We start from the raw sequence: 14,529 nt of genomic DNA, 5'->3' as shown, positions 1-14,529 counted from the left end.
GCGATACGCACACTCCACCCCCACCCTCACGGCTTCAACGCAGCTCGCGGCTGCTGCTCGCCGCGCTGGTGCTGCTGCTGACCACCGCCAATGTGCAGGCCGATGTGATCCTGCATGCCTTCAATTGGCCGTATGCCACCGTGGAAGCACGCGCCAAGCAGATTGCCGATTCCGGCTATCGCAAGGTGTTGGTCGCTCCCGCCTATCGCTCGCAAGGCAGCGCGTGGTGGGCACGCTACCAGCCGCAGGATCTGCGCGTGATCGATGGCCCGCTGGGCGACACCGCCGCGTTCTCGCGCATGGTACAGGCGCTGGCCAATAACGGCGTGGAAACCTATGCCGATGTGGTGCTCAACCACATGGCCAACGAGGCGGCGACACGTTCGGATCTCAACTACCCCGGCAGCGCCGTGCTCGCGCAATACGCTGCGAATCCAGGCCGTTACGACACCTTGCGTCTGTTCGGCACCTTGCAATCGAATTTCCTGAGCGCCAGCGATTTCGGTCCGGCCCAGTGCATCACCAACTACAACGACGCCTACCAGGTGCGCACCTATCGCATCTGCGGTGGCGGCAGCGATCCGGGCCTGCCCGACCTGGTCGGCAACGATTGGGTGGTGCAGCAGCAGCGCGCCTATCTGCAAGCGCTGAAGGGCCTGGGTGTGACCGGCTTCCGTGTCGATGCGGCCAAGCATATGAGCTTTGACCATCTCAATCGGGTCTTCGATGCGGGCATTCGTTCCGGCGTGTATGTATTCGGCGAAGTGATCACCGGCGGCGGCAGCGGCAATGGCGATTACGACCAGTTCCTGGCGCCGTACCTGCAGTCCACGCCGCATGCGGCCTATGACTTCCCGTTGTTCAACGCGGTACGCAATGCATTCGCCATTGGCGCCAGCCTGCAGCAGCTGGTGGATCCCGCGTCCACCGGACAGGCGTTGCCGGGCAATCGCGCGGTGACCTTCGCCGTCACCCACGACATCCCCAACAATGCCGGCTTCCGCTACGCCATCCTCGACCCCGTCGACGAGACGCTGGCATACGCGTATCTGATCGGCCGCAACGGCGGCATGCCGATGGTCTACACCGACAACAACGAAAGCGGCGACAACCGCTGGGTCAACGCCTATCTGCGCGACGACCTGCGCCGCATGATCGGCTTCCACAACGGCGTGCAAGGCAGCGACATGCAGGTGCTGTCGTCCAGCTCCTGCCATGTGCTGTTCCGGCGCGGCAGCCTGGGCATCGTCGGCATCAACAAGTGCGGCAATCCGGTCACCACCACCGTGGCGATGAATGGCAGCGTGCTGTACTGGAATGCGGATTATGTGGATGCACTGGGCTCGGGCAGCGTGGTGCGCATTTCCAGCGGCTCCTACACCTTCACGCTGCCGGCGCGCGGTGCACGCATGTGGCGCCGCTGAGCTGTCTGGCCAGCACGAGGCGTCCGCAGCGTGGTTGAAGCCCGATCGTAAAGACACCCGGCCTTTGACACAAAAAACACCGGCTTATCGCCGGTGTTGTGGATGCTGCAACAGGTTGGATGGTGCGACCGGCTACCAGGCGAACGGCGCGGTGACCTTGCGCGCGCCGAGCATGAACGCATCGGCCACATGCACGAACGGGGTGACATCCACCTCCGATTCGCCGGCGCGCACCAGCTGCACGAAACGCCGGTACAAGCCGTCGTATTCGCCGGCGGCTTCCACTGGCTGCGGCTGGCCATCGATACTGAGCCTGGCACCGCCCTCACTGAGCATGAGTAGGCCATCGGTGGTGTCCACTTCGATATCCCAGCGCTGATGGCCGGTCTGCAGAAAATCCAGTTCCGCCGTCACCGGCACCCCTGCGGTATCGACAAAACCGAGCCTGGCGTACAGCGGTGCCTGGCGATTTTCCGGCGTGTGCAGCTCCGCTTCGCGCAGCGCGAAGGGGCGCGGCAGCAGATGCGTGACGATGGACAGCGCATTGATGCCGGGGTCGAACACGCCCATGCCGCCCGGCTCCAGGATCCAGTCCTGGCCCGGGTGCCAATGGCGAATGTCTTCCTTCCAGGTGATGTGCGCGCGCAGGATCTGCTTGTCGGCCAGCCACGCCCGCGCAGGCTCCACGGCAGCGGCGCAGCGCGAATGCCAGCTGGTGAACAGGCTGCGTTGCGCACGCTGCGCCAACGCGCGCAGATCGTCGATCTCGGCCAGGGTGGCGGCCGGGGGTTTTTCCAGGAACACATGGCGCCCGGCGGCCAGCGCGGCCTGTGCCTGCGCGTGCCGCCCGACCGGTGGCGTGCACAGCGCCACCGCTTCAATCTGCGGATGCGCCGCGAAGGCCTCTTCCAGGCTGTGGTAGGCCGGCACTCCATCGACCGTACCATGCCGGCTCACCGTGGCCACCAGCTGCACATCGGCACGCGCGGCGATGGTGGGCACGTGCTGGTCGCGGGCGATCTTGCCGATGCCGACAAGGGCAATGCGCAATGCGTCTGGATGCTTCATCGAAACCTTCGGGCTGATAGAGACGTGGCGGGACCCGCGCGATCGCCCGTTTCGGGCACATGCACGGAGACTGGTGCAGCGGCGCGCTGCAGCAGCGCACGCAACGGCGCAGTGTAAGGTCAGGCTGCGGTTCGCTGCGAGACATCGCTCCTGCTTGTTTTGCTATACCTGCGCCGCCCGGTGGCCGTGCAAAGGCAGCCATCGCTGGGTTGTTATGGCGGCACCACTGCTAATGTGTCGGCCGGCGTGCCGCAACCAGCTGAAGACGGCGTATCTCAGGATCAAAAAGCGCACGCGGCCCGGCCAATCCTGCCGACACGTCAATTGACGCGTGGGCGGGCATGGACCACGATCGCCGCCGGCACGCGGATCTACTGCCCCTTTGAAGGATCACACCGATGTTGCATCACCTTTCGCTGGGCGTCCGCACGATCGAGGCGTCGGCCGCCTTCTACGACGCCGTACTTGCCGCACTCGGTTATGTACGGGTGTGGTCCGACCTGGAGCCGGGCACGCTCGATCAGGCGGTCGGTTACGGTCGGCCTGGCGGCGATGACAGCCTGGCGTTGAAGCAGCGCCAGGCTGCGCAATGCGCGCCGGGGGCCGGCTTCCATCTGGCGTTCGCCGCCAGCGATGCGTCGGCGGTCGATGCCTTCCATCTGGCCGCGCTGCAGCACGGCGGCAGCTGCAACGGCGCGCCCGGCCTGCGGCCGGACTACGGCGACGGTTACTACGCTGCGTTCGTCATCGATCCCGACGGGCACCACCTCGAAGCGGTGGTCAACACGACGGTCTGAGCGCGGGCGCTTGTCTACAGTTGCGCGGCTGCATTTGTGCGAGGCTTGAGCACGAGACTGATCTGCAGAATGCGCTCCGGCGCCATTGGCGCACTGGCGCTGACCACTGGCAACCGCGCAGAGGCCGGCAGATTCACGTCTCCGCGCACGCGATGCACGCGCTGCGCACCGCCATGGTGGATGCAAGCAATGCCACGCCCAGAAACTTCCGCGTCGCCACCTGTCTGACCTGAGTTCGCAGGACAGACAGTTGGCCACATGCGCTCACATCTCCAGCACGACCTTGCCCAGGTGGCTGCCCTGCTCCAGATAGCGGTGCGCTGCAGCGGCTTCGTTGAGCGGGAAGCGCTTGTCGAGCAGCACGCGCAACTTGCCCTGCGCGATCCACGGCCACACCACGCGCTCCACTTCCGCGGCCAGTCGCGCCTTTTCGTCGGCACTGCGCGGGCGCAGCGTCGAGCCGGTGAGGATGGCCTGCTTGCGCATCAGCAGCGGGATCGGCACCTCGATGGTCGAGCCGGCCTGCGAGGCGATGTAGACGATGCGCCCGCGTGGGTTGAGCGCCTCCAGGGTGTCGGCGAATACCGCAGCGCCCACCATGTCCAGCGACACATCCACCCCGCCGTGCGCCTTGGCCACATCGACGAACGATTCGGTGGTGGAATCGATCGCTACATCGGCACCCAGTTCGCGCGCCTGCGCCGCCTTGCCCGCCGAACGCGCGGTCGCCAGCACATGTGCACCGGCGGCCTTGGCCATCTGGATCGCAGTCACACCGATCCCGGAAGTGGCGCCGTGCAGCAGCAGCCATTCCCCGGCCGCCAGCCGGCCGTGCTCGAACAGGTTGGTGTACGCGGTAAAGATGGTTTCCGGCAGCGCCGCGGCATGCGCCAGATCCATGCCCGGCGGAATCGGCAGCACATGCCGCGCGTCGACCGCTGCGTACTGTGCGTATCCGCCACCGCCCAGCAGTGCACACACCCGATCGCCCACCTTCCAGCGACCGGCCGGCTCCACGATCTCGCCGGCGATTTCCAGCCCGAGCGTCTGCGGCGCGCCGGGCGGCGGCGGATAGTGGCCGGCACGCTGCAGCAGATCGGGACGATTGATCCCGGCCGCATGCACGCGGATCAGCACCTGCCCCGGCGCAGGACGCGGGCGCGGCTGCTCGCTGGCGTACAGCGCATCCGCATCGCCCTTGCCATCGCGGATGGCGATTGCAGTCATCGTGGTATCGCTCATGCGCAGCACTCCGTAGAAAGTGCGCCCAGTGTAGAGCCGCCTGCGTCAACGTCCGGCGCAAGCCCGGTCGCGACATGGCACGCAAGCGCGGCGCAACCACTGTCTCCACAACTCACGGCAGGCAATGACGCGATGGCCGGCATCACGCGTGAAACCAGTGCTGCAACAGAAGCGGTTCACCTGGTCGATGCGAGGCTTCACTCGCCGCCGCGCGGCAAGCGCCTGCAGGTCCCCGCAGATCGCGCCGTCCTTCCGCTGACAGCACGCGAGGTAACCGAATGCAGGGCACCCGCAACCAAATATGCATTCATCGCGATGAAGCGATATTATGCCAGTACGATCTGCCGGACCCGCCGCGATGACGCATCTCAGTTTCGAGTTCTACCCGCCCAAGACCGACGACCAGCGCGCCCAGCTGGACCGCACGGCGGCCAGGTTGAAGGGCTATGCGCCGGAGTACGTGTCGTGCACCTTCGGTGCCGGCGGCTCCACGCTCAGCTACACCTCCGAGACGGTGCGTCACCTCAAGCAGAAGCACGGTTTCGAAGCCGCCCCGCACCTGTCCTGCGTCGGCGGCAGCCGCCAGGAGATCCGCGAGCTGCTCAAGTTGTATCGCGCGATCGGCTGTACCCGCATCGTCGCGCTGCGCGGCGATCTGCCCTCGGGCATGGGCCATCCCGGCGACCTGCGTTACGCCTCGGACCTGATCGCCTTCATTCGCGCCGAACACGGCGATGCGTTCCGGATCGAGGTGGGTGCGTATCCGGAAACCCATCCGCAGGCGACCGACGCGCTGAGCGATCTGCGTTACTTCAAGGCCAAGGTGGATGCCGGCGCCGATGCCGCAATCACCCAGTATTTCTACAACGCCGACGCGTACTTTCATTTCCGCGACGCCGTGCAGCGCATGGGCGTGGAGATCCCGATCATCCCCGGCATCATGCCGATCTCCAATTTCTCGCAGTTGCGGCGCTTTTCCGAGCAGTGCGGTGCAGAAATTCCGCGCTGGATCAGCAAGAAGATGCAGTCCTACGGCGACGATGCCGATGCGGTGCGCGCCTTCGGTGCGGAAGTGGTCGCCACCGTGTGCGAGCGCCTGATCGCCGGTGGCGCGCCTGCCCTGCACTTCTACACGCTCAACCTGGCCAAGCCGACCACGCAGGTGCTGCAGCTGCTCGGGCGCTGAGCCAGCCGCTCGCAGCCATGCCCTCGGCAGGCGTATCTATGCGGGCACATCATCAGCAAGCGCGCGCGTGATGCGCAAACGCCGTGCAAGCTGCCACGGTCCCGGCGCGTTGCTCGCCGGCTCACGCAGGCCCCGTTACGCTGCGCCGATGCCTCGCCTCCTGCTGCCATTGTTACTGCTGTTCTGCCTGTGCCCGGCCACGCGCGTGCAGGCGCAGGAGATCCGTCGCTGCGTGACAGCGGACGGGCAGACCATGTTCACCGACCGCCGCTGCGAAGATGTCGGCGCTGCGGCGCGCGCGCCGCCGGCCACGCGCACGCAGGGCAACACCGGCCTGTATCGCTACGGCTGCCCGCGCCGGCTGAGCGAGCTGGTGTCGTTGCTGCAACTGGCGGTGGACAGCCGCGACGTCAATCGGCTCTCCAGCCTCTACCTGTGGAGCGGCCAGTCCGACGCCGCTGCCAACCAAGTGCTGAGCCGGCTGGAAGCGATCGTGCAACGCCCATTGCTGGACATCGTGCCGATGTACCCGCAACGCGATCCGCCAACCTGGGAAGCCGATGCCGGCACGGCAGCGGCTCCATCCCTGGACGGCAGCGCCATCGACGCCCCACTCCCGGCACCGCCAAGCCGCCCGCGCCCCTGGGGCCTGCGCCTGGAACAGAACCTCGCCAGCGGTGCGCCCGCAAGCAGCGTGTTGCGGCTGCGCCGGCAGTACAACTGCTTCTGGGTGACGTTTTAGCGCAGCGCCCGGCGTAAGCGGATTGCAGCGGCCAAGTACATGCGACGGCGCATTGCCCCGGCAATCGGTGATGGTGACGATGGTGGTGTGGGCTGCGAGGCAGTGAGCGTATCGGCTCAGAGACCCCGAACCTCATGCCTCATAGGTAACGCTTGCAGGCTATGCGACAAGCCGGCCCATGATCTGCGTGACCGCCTGCTGCGGGCTCAGCACGGCGCTGTCGATCACCCAGTGCGGCTCGGTCCAGGCCACGTAATCATGCGCGAGCACGGAGGCCCACCCCGGCACGCGCAATCCGACCACGTCGCTTTGCCGCGATTCCACGCGCTGCCGATGCACGTTGCGATCGCTGCACACTACCTCGATCTCCAGCAAACGGCTCCGTGTGCGACGCGCTACATCGCGCCACGCTTCACGGGTGACCGGCAACGGGTTCACGCAATCGGCAACCACCACGTGACCCTGCTGCAGATTGGCCTCGGCAAGTGCGTAGGCGGTCATGTAGCCGGCTGCTCCGACGTCGTTGGCGAGTGCACCACTTTCGCGTAGTGACTGCTCGATCGTATCGATACGCAAATAAAACCCAGTGCATTGCGTCAGTAGCGCCCGGGCAATGGAACTCTTGCCGACGCCCGGCAATCCGCCGAACACCACCAGGATCGCTGACTGCAGGGTCACTGCGGCCACAGCGCGCGAATCGCCGCGATGCCTTGCGCGCCATGCGAACGGGCTTCGCGCAGGTCGTCGACCTGCATGCCACCGAGTGCGTAGATCGGCAAGGAGACCTGCTCGCGCAGGCGTTCGAACCCATCCCATCCCAAGGGTGTCGCACCCGGATGCGACGCGGTCGCCTGCACCGGGCCCAGCACCGCAAAATCGCAGCCAAGACGCTGTGCGTGGCGCAGATCTTCCAACCCGTGACAGGAGGCGGCGACCAGCTGCTCGGCCGGCAACGGGCGCTGCTGCAGGCTGGCCAGTTGCTCCGAACCCAGGTGCACGCCGATGCCGAGTTCGCTGGCCAGTGCGATGTCGCGGTTGAGCAGCAGTTGCGCGCGCGCACGGCCGCGCAGGCGCATCACCTGCTGCAGCAAGGCTTGCCAGCGCGCCGGTTCGGCCTGCAGCGCACGCAACTGGATGCGCGTGATGCCGTCCTGCAGCGCACGCTCCAGACCTTCCAGCCACAGCGCGTCATCGTCCGGCTCGGGCGTGATCAGATAGCGGTCGGGCTGGCGCAGCACACCGACCACCGGCACATCGGCCGGCGGCATCGAATACCGGGCCAGCTTGTCGGCGGCCACCCAGGTCATCGCCTGGCCTTCGCGGCCGCGCGGGCTGCCTTTCCATGCGGTGATGTGGCGCACTTCCAGGCGCAGCCGCTTGTCCGGGTACAACTGCGGCACGTCCATCAGCCACTCGCCGACCTGCGCCTCGATACCGAGCTCTTCGTTGAGTTCACGCACCAGTGCCTGTTCAGAGGTTTCGCCAGGTTCGCGCTTGCCGCCCGGAAACTCCCACAGGCCGGGCATGTCGCGGGTTTCGGTACGGCGGGTCAGCAGGATGCGGCCGCGGGCGTCGGTGATCACGCCGGCAACGACGTGGATGGATCTTAGAGAATCAGGCATGGCACAAGAGTGCCGCGAGTGAGACGTTCAGTGCAATCGCTTGAGGGCGGGGAATGGAGATTTGGGAATCGGGAATCGGTTGAAGCACGCACCATGCCCGCCTTTGCAATTCCCTATTCCCTATTCCCGATTCACGCCTACAGCGGATGCCCGATGCGCCAGAGCACGCCGCTGGGATCGTGCAAGGTGAAATCGCGTGCGCCCCATGGACGATCTTCCGGCGCGCTGCAGCTCACCCCGAACTGCGCGCCCAGGCCGGTGTCGTGCACGTGCTGCCACCAGCTGTCGGCATCGTCCACCCACAGGTGCAGCATCAGGTTCTCGGCCAGTTCGCGCAGATAGAAATCCTGCAGCAGGAATGCGCAATGCGTGCCATGCCGGAAGCAGGTCACATTGCCTACCTCGTCCTCCTGCACGAAGCCCAGCGCGCGATAGAACCGCTGCGACACCGCGTAGTCGCGTGCAGGCACAAACACCTTCAATTGCTGGCTGGACAGCAGCGCCATGACCGCACTCCACGCAGGATGTGCATCGAGCATACGCCCCGCAGTGGCACCGGCGGAGACGCCTGCATGCGGCAGGCGCCGTTGGCGCCGCGAGAGATGGACAGCGTGTGGCTGGCCTGCCCTGCCGAGGCCCACCGCAAGACAGCTCGCCGGACGCTTCCAGCGTCTATGCCGTTGGTGTCCCGTCGTTGCCTGGCAACGATGCAGGCAATGCCGTTGGCGGGGAGCTGGACAAGGGTGAGAGGTCCCGGCGGGGCATTGCACCCAGCCTCCGACACTCCATGCCCTGCACATCAGCAGCTCCACCGGTTCCCATCCGTAAGCAGAGCCCCCTTGGTAAGGGAGCGCGCCAAAGGCGCGGGAATCGGAAGCAAGGACCGTGCACCAGGCATCCGCGTAGCGGATGCCTGGTGCGCAGCCCGCTTCGCGGGCTGCGCCACGGTCAACTCAGCTCAGCTGAGTTGACCGTGGCAGTGCTTGTACTTCTTGCCGCTGCCGCAGGGGCACGGATCGTTACGGCCCACCTTGGGCTCGTCGCGGGTCACCTGCGACACCGGCACCGGGGCGTTGCCGCCCTGCATCTGTTCCACTTCCTCGTCGGCACCGTAGCCGCCGGCGTCCTGATGCTGGAACTGCGAGGCCATCAAGCGCGCCTGCGCCTGCAGACGCTCCTGCTCTTCCAGCTCGGCCACTTCCTCTTCGCTGCGGATGCGCACGCGCGCCAGCAGGTTGATCACTTCGCGCTTGACGTTCTCCAGCATCTCCGAGAACAGCTCGAAGGCTTCCTTCTTGTATTCCTGCTTGGGCTGCTTCTGCGCATACCCGCGCAGATAGATGCCCTGGCGCAGGTAATCCATCTTGGCCAGATGCTCCTTCCAGCCCTGGTCGAGCACGGTCAGCATCACGTGCTTCTCCAATGCGCGCATGGTGTCGTTGCCCACCGCCGCTTCCTTCTCGGCAAAGTGCGCATCCACCGCTGCCTGCACCTTGGCCGCAATCTGCTCGGCGTCCAGTTCTTCCTGCGTGCGTGCCATCTCGCTCAGCGCCAGCGGCATGCCCAGTTCCGATTCCAGCGTGGCTTCCAGACCCTTCAGGTCCCACTGCTCATCGACCGAGTTGGGCGGCACGAAGCGTGCGACCAGGTCGTAGATCACATCGCCACGGATGCCGTCGACGTTGTCCTTGACCGATTCGGCATCCAGCAATTCGTCGCGCTGGGCGTAGATCACCTTGCGCTGGTCGTTGTTGACGTCGTCGAAGTCCAGCAGGTTCTTGCGGATGTCGAAGTTGTGCGCTTCCACCTTGCGCTGCGCCTTTTCGATCTGCCGGCTGACCAGACGGTCTTCGATGACGTCGTCTTCCTTCATGCCCATCATGCGCATCGCCTTCTGGACCCAGTCCGAGGCGAAGATGCGCATCAGGTTGTCTTCCAGCGAGAGATAGAAGCGCGACGAACCCGGGTCGCCCTGACGACCGGCACGGCCACGCAGCTGGTTGTCGATACGGCGCGACTCGTGCCGCTCGGTACCGATGATGTGCAGGCCGCCGGCCGCCTTGACCGCATCGTGACGACGCTGCCATTCGGTCTTGGCCGCAAGGCGCTGCTCGTCGCTGATGTCGTCGCCCATGGCATGCAGCTCGGTTTCCAGCGAACCGCCCAGCACGATGTCGGTACCGCGACCGGCCATGTTGGTGGCGATGGTCACTGCGCCCGGCTGGCCGGCGTTGGCCACGATGGTGGCTTCGCGCTCGTGCTGCTTGGCGTTGAGCACTTCGTGCTTGACCCCGGCCTTGCGCAGGTGCTCGGACAGCATCTCCGAGGTCTCGATCGAGGTGGTACCCACTAGCACCGGCTGGCCGCGCTTGGCGCAGTCTTCGATGTCGGCCAGCACCGCGTTGAACTTGCCCTTGCGGTTGAGGAACACCTGGTCCGGATGGTCCTTGCGCACGGTCGGGCGGTTGGTCGGGATCACCACCACTTCCAGACCGTAGATGCTCTGGAATTCGTAGGCTTCGGTGTCGGCCGTACCGGTCATGCCGGACAGCTTCTTGTACATGCGGAACAGGTTCTGGAAGGTGATGCTGGCCAGCGTCTGGTTCTCACGCTGCACCGGCACGCCTTCCTTGGCCTCGACCGCCTGGTGCAGGCCATCGGACCAGCGCCGCCCGCTCAACGTGCGGCCGGTGAATTCGTCGACGATCACCACCTCGCCATCGCGCACGATGTAGTCCACGTCGCGCTGATAGATCGCATGCGCGCGCAGCGCGGCATTGAGGTGATGCACCACGCTCAGGTTCTGCGCGGCGTACAGGCCGTCCTCGGCATTTTCGAGAATGCCGGCCTGCATCAGCAGTTCTTCGGCGTGGCCCATGCCCGCCTCGGACAGATGCACCTGCTTGCCCTTCTCGTCAATCCAGAAGTCGCCCTCGCCCTCTTCGCTTTCCTGCTTGGTCAGCTGCGGCACGATGCGGTTGACGCGGATGTACAGCTCCGGCGACTCGTCGGCCGGGCCGGAGATGATCAGCGGGGTACGCGCCTCGTCGATCAGGATCGAGTCGACTTCGTCGACGATCGCGTAATGCAGGTTGCGCTGGTAGCGGTCGGCCTTGGACAGCGCCATATTGTCGCGCAGGTAATCGAAACCGAACTCGTTGTTGGTGCCGTAGGTGATGTCGCTGCCGTAGGCCTCGCGCTTGTCGCTATGCGGCATGCCCGGATACACCACGCCCACGCTCAGGCCCAGCCAGTTGTACAGCTTGCCCATCTGCGCGGCGTCGCGGCGCGCCAGGTAGTCGTTGACCGTGACCACATGCACACCCTCGCCCTGCAGCGCGTTGAGGTACACCGGCAGCGTGGCGACCAGGGTCTTGCCTTCACCGGTGCGCATCTCGGCGATCTTGCCCAGGTGCAGCACCATGCCGCCGATCAGCTGCACGTCGTAATGGCGCATGCCGAGCACGCGGCGGCTGGCCTCGCGGCACACCGCAAAGGCTTCGGGAAGAATCTTGTCCAGGGACTCGCCGGCGGCAAGTCGCTGCTTGAACTCCGGGGTCTTGGCTTGCAGCTCGGCGTCGGAGAGCTTCTCGATCGTCGGCTCCAGCGCATTGATCTGGGTGACGAGGCGGTTGAGCTGGCGCAGCTGGCGTTCGTTACGACTGCCAAAGACACGGGTAAGCAGACTGTTGATCATTGAAGAAACCGGTTGAAAAGGAACGGTTTGACCGACGCCGGTCCCCAAGACCCGGCCGCCGTAAACGAAACAGGGCGCACTGCGCCCTGTCGATGGCAACACCCTATTGTAGCTTGGGGCGGGCCTTCACGAATCAAGCGCCGCCCGCGCCGTCGTCAACCGCGCCCGCGGCGGCCTACCGGCGTGTTGGTATCGCCCAGGAACTTGCGCGGATTGACCACCCGCCCGTCCGCCCACACCTCGAAATGCACGTGGGCGCCGGTGGAGCGCCCGCTGGATCCGGCCCGGGCCACCTGCTGGCCGGCGCGGACCAGGTCGCCCACCTTCACCACCAGGCGCGAGTTGTGCGCGTAGCGGGTCACATAGCCGTTGCCGTGGTCCACTTCCACCACGTTGCCGTAGCCGCCGCGCACGCCGGCATAGCTGACCACGCCGTCGGCGACCGACATCACCGGGTCGCCCACGTTGGCGTGGAAGTCCACGCCCTTGTGGAAGGCCGAACCACCATCGAACGGATCGGCGCGGCCGCCGAAGCCGGAGGTGATGTAGGTGTTGCGGATCGGCATCCGCGAGGGCACCGAATTCTGCTCGAGCTGATGATCGAACATCAGCGCGGCCAGCACGTTCAGTTGCTGGCCGGAGGCGGAGAACTGCTGTTCGACCTGCCCCAGCGTCTGCTTGAGCGACTCAACCGGCATGTCGCTGACCGGCTCATCGCCGCCACCGACGCCGACCGGGGCGTCGAAGTCGAACTCGCCGTCCTTCAGCTTGCCCATTTCGGTCAGCCGCTCGCCCAATGCATTGAGACGGGTGGCCTGCGCCTGCAGCTCGCCCATGCGCGCAGCCAGTGCGTTGACCTGCGCCTGCGAGGCGCGCTGCGCCTGGGCCAGCTCGGCCTGCTGCCGGGCAACCTTGGCCTGCAACGCGGAATTGGTCACCATGCCGGTGGCGGTGCTGGCACCGATGCCGATCAACATGCCCAGCCCAAGCACGGCGCCGAGGACTACCATCGGTCGATCCGCGGCAAAGCCCTGGAACTGGCGGGCCAACCGCTGCGCCCGGGTTTCGCGAGATTTGATTACAACTTTCTTCAACGCCATATGAGTGTCATGTCCAAGCCCAAGTCCAACGCACGCAACCCTTCCGTCCCACAACCGGCCATCGAGGCCGCGTTGGGTGAAAAGGCTGGCGACCCCTTGCGCCGAGCGTTGTGGCTCGATGCGCTGGACCGGCAGTTGCGCCCCCTGTTACCGCCTCATCTGGCCACCCGTTGCCGGCTGGCCAATGTCAGAGACGAACAGCTCGTTTTTCTGGTTGATTCACCTGTCTGGCATGCCAAGTTGCGACTTGCCGAGACCCAATTACTGGATGCCGCCCGATCCATCGGACTGAAGGCCACCGCAGTGACCATCAAGACCACCACCACCCCGCTGCATTCCCCAATGCAGCAGAATCGCGAGCGTCCGCGCCCCGTCTCGGAGGCCACGCACAGAGGCCTGCGCAATGCGCTGGCCTCCCTGCAGGATGTTCCACCCACCAAACGGTGAGCACCGCGCCGCTGGTGCGAAGCGGCCGCCGCAGCGTGAAAGAATTGCGAAGACCGCGCACGACCCGACGCATCCTAGCGGGCCTCAGCCACGCAGGAGTTAGAGAAGTCTTAAATAAAAGTTAAGAACGGGCCTGTAATCCGACGCAGTTCACACTTCGAACGCCAACTGCGGCATTCCCCGACATCAGGCGTAGACGGGGCTGGCGTAGGTGACCGGCGGTTGCACGGTGCCTTCCGGGAAGCTGACCCATTCCCAGGCGGCCTGATCCGCCAGCAGTGCACGTACCAGCTTGTTGTTGAGCGCGTGGCCGGACTTGAAGCCTTCGTAGGCGCCCAGAATGGCGCCGCCGGCCAGGTACAGGTCGCCGATGGCGTCCAGGATCTTGTGCCGCACGAATTCGTTGGTGTAGCGCAGGCCGTCCTCGTTGAGGACACGGAACTCGTCCAGCACGATGGCGTTGTCCATCGAACCGCCCAGGCCCAGATTGCGCTCGCGCATGTATTCAAGGTCGCGCATGAAACCGAAGGTGCGGGCGCGCGAGATTTCCTTGACGTAGGCCGAGGTGGAGAACTCGATTTCCTGGCGCGACTGCTTGGCCGGGATCATCGGATGATTGAATTCGATGGTGAAGCCGAGCTTGTAGCCCTCGTACGGCTCGAAGCGCGCGATCTTGTCGCCCTCACGCACTTCCACCGTCTGCTTGATGCGGATGAAGCGCTTGGCCTTGTTCTGCTCGACGATGCCTGCCGACTGCAGCAGAAACACGAACGGGCCGGACGAACCGTCCATGATCGGCAACTCGGCCGAGGACAGTTCGACGATGACATTGTCCACACCCAGGCCGGCCAGTGCCGACATCAGGTGCTCGACGGTCTGGATCTTGGCGCCGTTGCAGGTCAGGCCGGTGCACAGCGTGGTCTCGGTGACCAGTTCGGCATCGGCAGGGACTTCGACGATTGGCTCCAGGTCCACACGCCGGAACACCACGCCATGATCGACCGGAGCCGGTCGTAGCGTCATGTACACCTTGTCGCCGCTATGCAGGCCGACGCCGGTGGCGCGAATGGTGTTCTTGAGAGTGCGTTGCTGGGTCATATGCGAAGTCTGGATGAACAATGCAGACAGACGCTGAACCGGCTGTCTAATCCGTAGAGATTATCTGAATTTTAACAAGTCGCGCGTGACGGGAACTGTAATCCCC

The 14,529-nt window shown here is 65.3% G+C and carries 13 protein-coding genes; 5 read left to right on the top strand and 8 right to left on the bottom strand.

From position 1 onward, the window contains the following. The first annotated feature begins 53 nt into the window (after positions 1-53). A complete protein-coding gene (locus KHN93_RS04340; RefSeq protein ID WP_212579600.1) occupies positions 54-1,424 on the top strand; it encodes an alpha-amylase family protein in 1,371 nt (456 codons plus the stop codon). Between the two features lie 132 nt (positions 1,425-1,556). On the opposite strand, the gene KHN93_RS04335 is transcribed toward KHN93_RS04340, so the two are convergent. Then, positions 1,557-2,492 (bottom strand): Gfo/Idh/MocA family protein, encoded by a 936-nt coding sequence (locus KHN93_RS04335; RefSeq protein ID WP_039523575.1) that lies wholly within the window; start codon positions 2,490-2,492, stop codon positions 1,557-1,559. Positions 2,493-2,890: 398 nt separating this feature from the next. On the opposite strand from KHN93_RS04335, the gene KHN93_RS04330 reads away from it, so the two are divergent. Then, complete coding sequence (locus KHN93_RS04330; protein ID WP_065048102.1) at positions 2,891-3,289, top strand: VOC family protein; 399 nt, start codon at positions 2,891-2,893, stop codon at positions 3,287-3,289. A 264-nt stretch (positions 3,290-3,553) separates the two neighbouring features. Here the strand turns inward: KHN93_RS04330 and KHN93_RS04325 are convergent, their stop codons facing one another. Further along, positions 3,554-4,531, bottom strand: a complete 978-nt coding sequence (locus tag KHN93_RS04325; protein WP_104543330.1) for an NAD(P)H-quinone oxidoreductase — start codon at positions 4,529-4,531, stop codon at positions 3,554-3,556. A gap of 358 nt (positions 4,532-4,889) precedes the next feature. On the opposite strand from KHN93_RS04325, the gene metF reads away from it, so the two are divergent. Beyond that, positions 4,890-5,717, top strand: coding sequence for a methylenetetrahydrofolate reductase [NAD(P)H] (metF, locus tag KHN93_RS04320; RefSeq protein WP_024938327.1), 828 nt, complete (start codon positions 4,890-4,892; stop codon positions 5,715-5,717). Between the two features lie 70 nt (positions 5,718-5,787). Beyond that, complete coding sequence (locus KHN93_RS04315; RefSeq protein ID WP_102583929.1) at positions 5,788-6,459, top strand: hypothetical protein; 672 nt, start codon at positions 5,788-5,790, stop codon at positions 6,457-6,459. Between the two features lie 159 nt (positions 6,460-6,618). Here KHN93_RS04315 and KHN93_RS04310 read toward each other — a convergent pair whose 3' ends face one another. The 5 genes from KHN93_RS04310 to KHN93_RS04290 all read right to left on the bottom strand — a co-directional run bounded on the left by KHN93_RS04310 (position 6,619) and on the right by KHN93_RS04290 (position 12,878). Beyond that, positions 6,619-7,146: a P-loop nucleotide/nucleoside kinase family protein gene (locus tag KHN93_RS04310; RefSeq protein ID WP_425600168.1), complete on the bottom strand. Its 528-nt coding sequence runs from the start codon at positions 7,144-7,146 to the stop codon at positions 6,619-6,621. After that, entirely contained in the window at positions 7,134-8,081 is a 948-nt protein-coding gene (locus KHN93_RS04305; RefSeq protein ID WP_212579183.1) for a Nudix family hydrolase, read from the bottom strand. The genes KHN93_RS04310 and KHN93_RS04305 overlap by 13 nt, the downstream gene beginning before the upstream one ends. A 137-nt stretch (positions 8,082-8,218) precedes the next feature. After that, positions 8,219-8,587, bottom strand: coding sequence for a VOC family protein (locus tag KHN93_RS04300; protein WP_016902193.1), 369 nt, complete (start codon positions 8,585-8,587; stop codon positions 8,219-8,221). 452 nt (positions 8,588-9,039) lie between these two features. Continuing rightward, entirely contained in the window at positions 9,040-11,778 is a 2,739-nt protein-coding gene (secA, locus tag KHN93_RS04295) for a preprotein translocase subunit SecA (RefSeq protein ID WP_039523566.1), read from the bottom strand. Between the two features lie 155 nt (positions 11,779-11,933). Then, on the bottom strand, positions 11,934-12,878 hold the full coding sequence (locus tag KHN93_RS04290) for a M23 family metallopeptidase (protein ID WP_024938331.1): 945 nt from the start codon (positions 12,876-12,878) through the stop codon (positions 11,934-11,936). Between KHN93_RS04290 and KHN93_RS04285 the strand changes: the two genes are divergently transcribed. Then, positions 12,879-13,325: a DciA family protein gene (locus KHN93_RS04285; protein ID WP_212579182.1), complete on the top strand. Its 447-nt coding sequence runs from the start codon at positions 12,879-12,881 to the stop codon at positions 13,323-13,325. A 186-nt stretch (positions 13,326-13,511) separates the two neighbouring features. Here KHN93_RS04285 and lpxC read toward each other — a convergent pair whose 3' ends face one another. Next, entirely contained in the window at positions 13,512-14,423 is a 912-nt protein-coding gene (gene lpxC / locus KHN93_RS04280) for a UDP-3-O-acyl-N-acetylglucosamine deacetylase (RefSeq protein WP_016902189.1), read from the bottom strand. Between the last annotated feature and the right edge of the window lie 106 nt (positions 14,424-14,529).

The sequence above is a fragment of the Xanthomonas arboricola pv. juglandis genome, assembly GCF_905367715.1.
Lineage (GTDB): Bacteria > Pseudomonadota > Gammaproteobacteria > Xanthomonadales > Xanthomonadaceae > Xanthomonas > Xanthomonas arboricola.
The sequence above is the reverse complement of the archived record's forward strand: the minus strand, read 5'-3'. Positions and strand labels throughout refer to the sequence as shown.